The sequence below is a fragment of the Streptomyces laculatispora genome (genome assembly GCF_017353455.1).
Lineage (GTDB): Bacteria > Actinomycetota > Actinomycetes > Streptomycetales > Streptomycetaceae > Streptomyces > Streptomyces laculatispora.
Window position 1 is genome coordinate 1 of sequence record NZ_JAFMPZ010000341.1, and the last position, 6,511, is coordinate 6,511.

Genomic DNA, 6,511 nt, shown 5'->3' on the forward strand with positions numbered 1-6,511 from the left:
CCGAGGACGCCCATCTGGCGCCCGCCGTCGTTCGCCGTCACCACGAGGGTGCGGACGGCGAGCGCCAGATGGGCGTCCTCGGTGGTGCGCTGGACGTACAGCAGATGCGCGAACGGCGAGCGCGGGTTGGTCGCGATGTGCCAGTTGATGACCTCGAAGTCGGGCGCCTCGAACGGCTCCACCGTGAACGCGTACTGCCCCTCCCACGCCCCGCCGTCCGTCTCCGCCTGGAGCTCCCACAGCTCCAGCGGCCCGTCGTGCGGCGGGTGGACGAGCCGGTGGCGGCGCGGGGTGTCGTGCAGTTCGGCTCCCGCGACCAGCGCGATCGGCTCCAGCAGCGAGCCGCGGGCGCCGAAGCCGACATCGGCGAGATACGGCGTCGGCTCGCCCGGCACCCCGACGCGCATCAGCATGTGTGTCCGCGGCCGGATGTCCCCGGGGCGCGCGCCCAGCACGACCCGGGCACAGAGCAGCGTGACCTCGAAGCCGAGCGCCCGCAGCGCGGCGGTGAGCAGGGTGTTGTGCTCGTAGCAGTAGCCACCGCGCTCACCGTGTACGAGCTTCGCCTCCAGATCGGCCGGGGCGAGCGAGGGCACGGTGCCCAGGACGGGGTCCAGGTTCTCGAACGGGATGCCCAGCGCGTGCGCACGGTGCACCGAGCGCAGCACCGCCGCGGTGGGCCGGCGCTCCCCGCCCCAGCCGATGCGGGCGAGATAGGCGTCGAGGTCCAGCACGTGCTCGTGATCGGAAGTCATGCTCCGACGGTACGCAGCCGGGGCGGCCCCGCGCCTGCGACCGGACTACTCGCCCTTGTCCTCGGCGAGCGTGTGCGCGACCAGGGCGTTGGCATGGCCGTGCCCCATCGCGTGCTCGGACTTGAGCCATGCCACGAGCTCCATGTGCTTCGTCAGCGGCGAGGCGCGGATGAGGTCCTTCCACTCCGCGACCGGGCGGCCGTACTTCTGCTCGATGGACGGGAAATAGCTGGCGGGGCCCTTCACTGCGTCAGTCATGACGGAAGTCTGTCAGCTGGGTGTGACAGTCGCCCGGGAATAGCCGGATGACTCCCCGCCGGGCAGGTGGTGACGGGCGACGCCTCGCTCACCGATCACTACCGCGACCTGGCCCCGGCCGATCTCGTCCCGGTCTGCGGAACGGCCCGGTCGGCGCGGAACGGCCCGGTCGGCGTGAATCCGCCCCTTGTGCGGCTCCCCGCAATACGCCACCATGCGCATGTCAAAACCGGAAGAACTCCGGTCGCAGAGGCCCCACATGCTCTGCGCAGGTCACTAGAGGGGACCCCCACATGAAAAAGCCTCTCGTCGGTGCGCTCTTCGCCGTGCTGCTCCTCGGAGCCGGTACCGCGCCCGCGACCGCGGCCACAAGCCACGACGCGGCAGCGCCCAGCACGGTCAAGGCGGCAGCGTCATCGAGCCACGCGGCAGTCAAGGCGAAGACCAGGACCAAGGCCATCGGCTTCGCCGGGACGGTGGCGCTCAGCAACTGTTCGGGATCGGTCGTCCGTACGCCCGGCTCCCAGCCGAACGATCCCGCGCTCGTGCTCTCCAACGGGCACTGCATGGAGTCCGGCTTCCCCGGGCCCGGTGAGGTCGTTCGCGACCAGCCCTCCACCCGCAGCTTCACCCTGCTGAACTCCGCGGGCAGCGGCGTCGGCACGCTGCGGGCGAGCAAGATCGCGTACGGGACGATGACGGACACCGACATATCGGTGTACCAGCTCACCTCCACGTACGCCCAGATCGAGAGCAGCTACGGGATCAAGGCGCTGGAGCTCAACACCGCGCACCCGGTGCAGGGCACCGCGATCACGGTGGCGTCCGGGTACTGGAAGCGTACGTACAAGTGCAACGTCGACGGGTTCGTCTACCGCCTCAAGGAGGGGGAGTGGACCTGGAAGGACTCGGTCCGCTACACCTCCGCCTGCCAGACCATCGGCGGCACGTCCGGCTCGCCGGTGATCGACAATGCGACCGGCAAGGTCGTCGCCGTCAACAACACCGGTAACGAGGACGGGCAGAGGTGCACGGACAACAACCCGTGCGAGGTCGATGAGAACGGCCAGGTGACGGTCCGCCAGGGCATCAACTACGCCCAGGAGACCTACGGCATCGTGCCGTGCATCGTCGCAGGCAACAAGTTCGACCTGAACGCCGCAGGGTGCGCGCTGCCCAAGCCGTAACGGCTGAGGTGCAGTTGGGCGGTGCGGGAGGAGCAGCACTCCCGCACCGCCCCCGCCCGCTCAGATCCGGCGCCACCGGGCGTTCGCACAGGAGAAGAGGCCGAAGGCCGCCAGCCCCACCGCGACGAGGGCCAGCAGCCACGGGCCGGCCGGGGTCGCGCTGAAGGACCGCAGCGTGTCGTCCATGCCCTTCGCCTCCCCGGACCGGGCCTTCACCGCGGCGGCCACGGCGAAACCGCCCGCCACCGCGAAGACCAGCCCGCGGGAGACCCCGCCGAAGACGCCGGTGATGTCCACGGCCCGTCGTTCGGTGCGTGACATCTCGCCCATGCGCAGATGCTTGTGGAACTTGCGGAGTGCGGCCCGGCCGGCGATCCACAGACCCGCGCCCGCGACGGCCACGCCGCCCGCCCCCACCAGCCAGCGGCCGCCCGGCATGTCCAGGACCCTTGCCGTGACGTCCTGCGACTGCGCGTCGCTGGAGCCGCTGCCGCTGCCCCGGTCGCCCGCCGCGAACATCAGGACCGAGTAGGACACGAAGCCGTAGAAGACGGCGCGCCCCGCCGACGCCAGCCGCTTGGTCGTCTTCTGCCCGTCGGGGCCCGCGGCCCCGAAAGCGGCCTCGGACAGCCGCCACAGGGCCATGCCCGCCAATGCGGCACCCAGGACCCACAACAGGACCGATCCGAAGGGCTTCTGCGCGATCTCCGAGAGCGCCCCGCCCCGGTCGGCCGTCTTTCCGCCACCGCCACCGGTGTCGTTGAACGCTATGCGCAGCGCCAGGACGCCGACCAGGAAGTAGATCAACCCACGGGCCACGAATCCCGCACGGCCGCCCGCCTCGATCGTTGAACCATTTCCTGCGCGTCTTGCCTTTCCGTGCCCTTTCCGGGCTGTCGCAGAAATATTCATGTGCCCCGGGTGCCCGCGAAAACGGCTGGGAAACTGTTGCGCCCGAGTGCGACAGGAGCTCGGACAGGGAGGTGTGGATCGGCAGAGCCTGGGCACTCGAATTGATGGAGGTTGATAAACATGGTTCCCCTGCTGATTGTTCTCCTGGTCGTCCTGGCTCTCTTCGGTGCCGGGTTCGCGCTCAATCTGCTCTGGTGGATAGCGGCCATCGTGCTCGCGGTGTGGCTGCTCGGCTTTGTCATGCGTTCGGGTTCCGGCGCCGGTCGCGGCCGCTGGTACCGCTGGTGACTCCAGGGGGTCAGGGCGTGTTCACGCGCCCGGCCCCCGGCCCCGCCGGACCGCCGCTCCGATGCCGTCCAGCAGTACGTCCAGCCCCGCGGTGAACGTCTCCCGCGCCTCCCGCTCCGGATACGGCACCGTGTCGTCCCCCGCCGGTTGCGGGGGCGCCGACTCCCGCTCCATCCGGCTCAGCTCCGGGTAGCGGTCCGCGAAGTCCGGGACCAGCTCGACGAGCGCCGCCGAGCGGGCGTACCACCACTCCTCGTCCGGCCGCCCCGTCGCCGACGCCGCCTCGCGCGCGTCGGCGACGGTCTGTGCGGCGCCCCGCACGAAGTGGAACAGCGTCCCGACCAGGCGCCGCAGCACCCCGGCGTCGAGTCCCGTGCCGTAGAGGCAGCGCACGAGCGTGTCCAGTGCGGCGTACTCGTGCGGGCCGAGCACCGGACGGGCCTGCGAGACCTGGAGCACCCAGGGGTGGCGCAGAAAGAACGCGAGCGTGTCCTGCGCCCAGCGCGTCAGGTCCGTACGCCAGTCGCCCCCTGCGGGCCGGTCGCCGGGGAGCTCCGCGTGCACCGCGTCGTACATCAGGTCCAGCAGTTCGCTCTTGCCGGGAACGTAGGTGTAGAGCGCCATCGCCGTGCGCCCGAGCCGCTCGCCCACCGCCCGCATCGAGAGCGCGGCCATGCCGTCCTCGTCGGCGACGGCGATCGCGGCGGCCACGATCGCGTCGACCGTCAGTCCGGGCCTGGGGCCGGGGCCGGGGGTGCGGCCCGGCTCCTGCGGTGCGGCCGAGCGCCACAGCAGGGACATCGACCGTCGGGCATCGCCCTGCCCGGCATAGACCACCACTTGCGACTCCTTACGCCGTAAAGTAATTTCGGTCCGGCAACTCCTTATGGCGTAAAATATCAAACTCCGATGAGAGGCTGGTGTCGCAGCGGTGGTGCAGACCTTGACTGTGTCGTATCTGCGGGTCGCAGGTGTCGAGCGGATCAGCCCGCGGATGCTGCGGGTCGCCTTCTCCGGGGACGCGCTGGCGTCGGTCATGGAGGACCGGCCCGACCAGCAGATGAAGCTCTGCTTCCCGAGGCAGGGGCAGCACGCGCCCCGGCTGCCGGAGCCGGACGCCGAGGACACCTACGGAATGCGCTGGTACGAGGCCTGCCTCGCGATCCCCGAACCGGAGCGGCCGCTCATGCGGAGCTTCACCGTCCGCTCGTACGATCCCGGCTCCGGCCTCATGGCCGTCGACTTCGTGCTCCACGGCGACGGCGGGCCCGCTACCCGCTGGGCTCTCGGTGCCGACCCCGGGGACGTGGTCGGCATGGTCGGCCCGTCCTCGGCGTACGCGCGGCCGCTGCCCGAGGCCGGCCGGTTGCTGCTGGCCGGCGACGAGTCGGCGCTCCCGGCGATCGGGACGATCCTCGAATCCCTGCCGGCCGGGGCGCCGGTGACGGTCTGCGCCGAGGTCGCCGACGCGGCCGAGGAGCAGCGGTTCGACACCGCGGCCGAGCTGACCGTGCGCTGGGTGCACCGGGACCGGGGCGAATCGCTGCTGGACGCGGTCCGGTCGGCCGCGCTGCCCGGGGGGAGCGCGGCCGCCTGGCTCGCGGGGGAGGCCGGCACGGTCCGGGCGCTGCGCCGCCACCTCGTCGAGGAACGCGGACTGCCCAGGTCCGCCGTCGAGTTCAGCGGCTACTGGCGGCGGGCGCTCACCCAGGACGACGCACCCACCGAGGACGACCTGGCGTGGGCGCGGGAGCGGGCGGCCGGGGCCTGAGCGGAGCGGCTGCTACCCGCGCGGCGCGGAGCGCACCGCCCGGCCGGCCAGGACCTGGGTCCGCTTGCCGTCCTCGATGACGAAGCGGCCGTCGATCAGTACGTGCGGGATACCGGACGGCAGGGTGCGCGGCTCGTCGAACGTCGAGCCCGCGGCCACCGTCGAGGGGTCGAAGAGCACCAGGTCGGCGCGGTACCCCTCGCGTACCTGGCCGCGGTCGGCCAGCCGCAGCCGGGCCGCCGGGCGGGACGTGAGGTGGGCGACGCACTCCTCCAGGGTCAGGATGCCCAACTCCCTTGTGTACCGGCCGAGATACTGCGGGAAGGTGCCGTACGCGCGCGGATGCGGCTTGTCGCCCTGGAGGATGCCGTCGCTGCCGCCGGTGTGGACGCGGTGGCGCATGATCTGCCGGACGTTGTCCTCGTGGCCCACGTGCTGAAGGATCGTCGTGCCGAGCCGGTCGTCGAGGAGCAGCCGCCGGGCGGTCACCCAGGGCTCCTCGCCGCGCAGCCGTGCGGACTCGGCCACCGTACGGCCGACGTACTCGCCGAGGCCGGGCACGCTGACGCCGGAGATCTCGATGCGGTCCCACTCGATCGGCACGCCGTGGCAGCCGTCTGCTCCGACGACCTCCATGTCGTGGCGGATCCTCGCGGCCGTCGGGCCGTCGGCGAGACGGGACAGGACCGACTCCGGTCCGCCCTCGCTCGCCCAGCTCGGCAGCATGGCGACCAGCGTCGTGCAGCCCGGGGTGTACGGGTAGGTGTCGAGGGAGATGTCGGCGCCCGTGTCCAGGGCCCGGTCGAGGAGGGCGAGCAGTTCCGGCGCCTTTCCCTCGTTCACGCCGAAGTTCATGGTGGCGTGCGCGAGATGGAGTGCGCAGCCCGCGGTACGGGTGAGCCGCACCATCTCCTCGTACGCCTCCAGCGCGCCCGCCCCGTAGGAGCGGTGGTGCGGGCAGTAGTAGCCGCCGTGTCCGGCCACCACCCGGCACAGCTCGGTGAGTTCGGCGTCGTCCGCGTACATGCCCGGGGTGTAGGTGAGCCCGGAGGACATGCCGACGGCGCCCTCGGCCATGGACTGGGCGACGAGTTGCTTCATCCGGGTCAGCTCGGCGTCGGTGGCGGGCCGGTCGTCCCAGCCGACCGCGTACATCCGGACGGTGCCCTGCGGGATCAGATAGGCGGCGTTGACGGCGATGCCCTGACCGCCGAAGTTGCGGTCGAGCCGGTCCAGGTACTCGCCGACGGTGCGCCAGTCGAAGTCGATGTCGCTCCCGTCGCCGTTCCAGCCGGTGATGGAGCGGCGGACCTCGGCGAGGACGGGCTGTCGTACGCCCC

Annotated in this window: 8 protein-coding genes; 3 read left to right on the plus strand and 5 right to left on the minus strand. The window is 71.5% G+C overall.

From position 1 onward, the window contains the following. Together J1C73_RS18385 and J1C73_RS18390 are read right to left on the minus strand one after the other, a co-directional pair. Positions 1 to 755: arylamine N-acetyltransferase family protein (locus J1C73_RS18385; protein WP_207317363.1), on the minus strand; the 755-nt coding region annotated here is incomplete at its 3' end. 45 nt (positions 756 to 800) lie between these two features. Continuing rightward, the gene (locus J1C73_RS18390; RefSeq protein WP_123461290.1) at positions 801 to 1,013 is read right to left on the minus strand and encodes a DUF4287 domain-containing protein; all 213 of its coding nucleotides are present in this window, start codon (positions 1,011 to 1,013) and stop codon (positions 801 to 803) included. 293 nt (positions 1,014 to 1,306) lie between these two features. On the opposite strand from J1C73_RS18390, the gene J1C73_RS18395 reads away from it, so the two are divergent. Then, positions 1,307 to 2,200 carry a S1 family peptidase gene (locus J1C73_RS18395; protein ID WP_207317364.1) on the plus strand — a complete coding sequence of 298 codons (894 nt, stop codon included), beginning with the start codon at positions 1,307 to 1,309 and terminating at the stop codon, positions 2,198 to 2,200. 60 nt (positions 2,201 to 2,260) lie between these two features. Here the strand turns inward: J1C73_RS18395 and J1C73_RS18400 are convergent, their stop codons facing one another. Then, the gene (locus J1C73_RS18400) at positions 2,261 to 3,112 is read right to left on the minus strand and encodes a DUF1206 domain-containing protein (protein ID WP_207317365.1); all 852 of its coding nucleotides are present in this window, start codon (positions 3,110 to 3,112) and stop codon (positions 2,261 to 2,263) included. Between the two features lie 120 nt (positions 3,113 to 3,232). On the opposite strand from J1C73_RS18400, the gene J1C73_RS18405 reads away from it, so the two are divergent. Then, positions 3,233 to 3,400, plus strand: a complete 168-nt coding sequence (locus J1C73_RS18405; RefSeq protein WP_207317366.1) for a hydrophobic protein — start codon at positions 3,233 to 3,235, stop codon at positions 3,398 to 3,400. Positions 3,401 to 3,421: 21 nt separating this feature from the next. On the opposite strand, the gene J1C73_RS18410 is transcribed toward J1C73_RS18405, so the two are convergent. Continuing rightward, positions 3,422 to 4,240: a TetR/AcrR family transcriptional regulator gene (locus tag J1C73_RS18410; protein WP_207317367.1), complete on the minus strand. Its 819-nt coding sequence runs from the start codon at positions 4,238 to 4,240 to the stop codon at positions 3,422 to 3,424. A gap of 91 nt (positions 4,241 to 4,331) precedes the next feature. Between J1C73_RS18410 and J1C73_RS18415 the strand changes: the two genes are divergently transcribed. Then, the gene (locus J1C73_RS18415) at positions 4,332 to 5,171 is read left to right on the plus strand and encodes a siderophore-interacting protein (RefSeq protein ID WP_207317368.1); all 840 of its coding nucleotides are present in this window, start codon (positions 4,332 to 4,334) and stop codon (positions 5,169 to 5,171) included. Positions 5,172 to 5,183: 12 nt separating this feature from the next. Here J1C73_RS18415 and J1C73_RS18420 read toward each other — a convergent pair. Beyond that, positions 5,184 to 6,511: N-acyl-D-amino-acid deacylase family protein (locus tag J1C73_RS18420; protein WP_207317369.1), on the minus strand; the 1,328-nt coding region annotated here is incomplete at its 5' end.

Coding starts and splice junctions, on each gene's coding strand:
- J1C73_RS18390 (WP_123461290.1), bottom strand. CDS start 1,013: ATGACTGACGCAGTGAAGGGCCCCGCCAGCTATTTCCCGTCCATCGAG.
- J1C73_RS18395 (WP_207317364.1), top strand. CDS start 1,307: ATGAAAAAGCCTCTCGTCGGTGCGCTCTTCGCCGTGCTGCTCCTCGGA.
- J1C73_RS18400 (WP_207317365.1), bottom strand. CDS start 3,112: ATGAATATTTCTGCGACAGCCCGGAAAGGGCACGGAAAGGCAAGACGC.
- J1C73_RS18405 (WP_207317366.1), top strand. CDS start 3,233: ATGGTTCCCCTGCTGATTGTTCTCCTGGTCGTCCTGGCTCTCTTCGGT.